The organism is Arthrobacter sp. JCM 19049 (assembly GCF_001310435.1).
Genome location: NZ_BAXF01000579.1, coordinates 1 through 1,226, shown reverse-complemented (window position 1 = coordinate 1,226; position 1,226 = coordinate 1). Strand labels below are relative to the sequence as shown.

The window sequence follows — 1,226 nt, the reverse complement described above, 5'->3', positions numbered from 1 at the left end:
CGCAGCGCGCGTTCACAGGTACGTCCGCCCCGTAGCGCAGCCGTTGCAGGTACAGGCCTGACGGGCCTCCAGGATCATGTTCGAGCCGTCGTTGGAGGCCGAACCATCCACGCCCAGCCCAACCGGGACCCCGGCCTGCTCAAGCTCCAGCACCCGGGCAATGCCGGAGGACAGGCGCATGTTCGAGGTGGCGCAGTGGGCCACGGCGGTGCCCGCCGCGCCAGCTGGCGGATCTCGGCGTCATTGAAGTGGATGCCGTGCCCCAGCATGTGTGCGGTCCCAGCCAGCCCACGCTGTCCAGGTAGTCCAGTGGCCGCAGCCCGAACCGGCTCAGGCAGAACTCCTCCTCATCCAGGGTTTCGGCCAGGTGCGTGTGCAGGCGCACCCCGTAGTGCCCGGCCAGGCGCGCGCTTTCGCTCATGGCCTGGGTGGTCACCGAGAACGGGGAGCAGGGGGCCAGGGCGATCTGGATCGTGGCGCCCTCCCCGGGCTCGTGGTAGGCCTCGATCAGCCGCTGGCTGTCGGCCAGCACCACATCCAGCTCCTGCACCGTGGACTGGGGCGGCAGCCTCCGTCATCCTCTCCCAGCGTCATCGACCCGCGGGTCAAGGTGGCGCGCATCCCAAAGTCCCGCACCGCGCGACCTCAATGTCAATGGATTCATCCATGCCCGCCGGGAAGAGGTAGTGGTGGTCGGCGGCGGTGGTGCAGCCCGAGAGCAGCAGTTCTGCCAGCGCCACCCGCACCGCGGCGTCCAGGGCTTGTGGGGTCAGCCGCGCCCACACCCGGTAGAGGTTCTGCAGCCACGGGAAGAGCGGGGCGTTGGCCGCCGGTCCCCAGGCGCGGGTCAGGGTTTGGTAGAAGTGGTGGTGCGTGTTGACCAACCCCGGCGTGAGCACATGGTTGGCCGCGTCAAAGACCTCGGTATACGCGGTGGTGGGCTGCGCCCCGCAGGGACAAGTTCAATGATCAGATTGTCCCGGACGACGATGCCGTTGCCGGCATCGGTGTCGCTGAGGATGCCTTGCGGGTTTTTGATCCAAAGGGTGCTCGGGTGCGGCATGGCCGACATTCCTTTCGTTGAAAAAGTAAAATGCCAGCTCAGTTTGCCTGTCTGCTGATCCAGGACGCCGCAGCGTGCTTAGGACATTAGCAGCGCCGCGGCGCCGGGGCAAGACGCTGCGCGATGCCGGTCCACCCGTGACCGGCCGCGGACTACACGTTTA

1 pseudogene is annotated in these 1,226 nt (G+C 67.3%); it reads right to left on the bottom strand.

Features of this window, described 5'->3' with window-relative positions:
• Positions 1 to 1,072 (bottom strand): annotated as a pseudogene (locus JCM19049_RS14615) (amidohydrolase family protein); the annotation flags it as partial.
• Positions 1,073 to 1,226 lie beyond the last annotated feature (154 nt).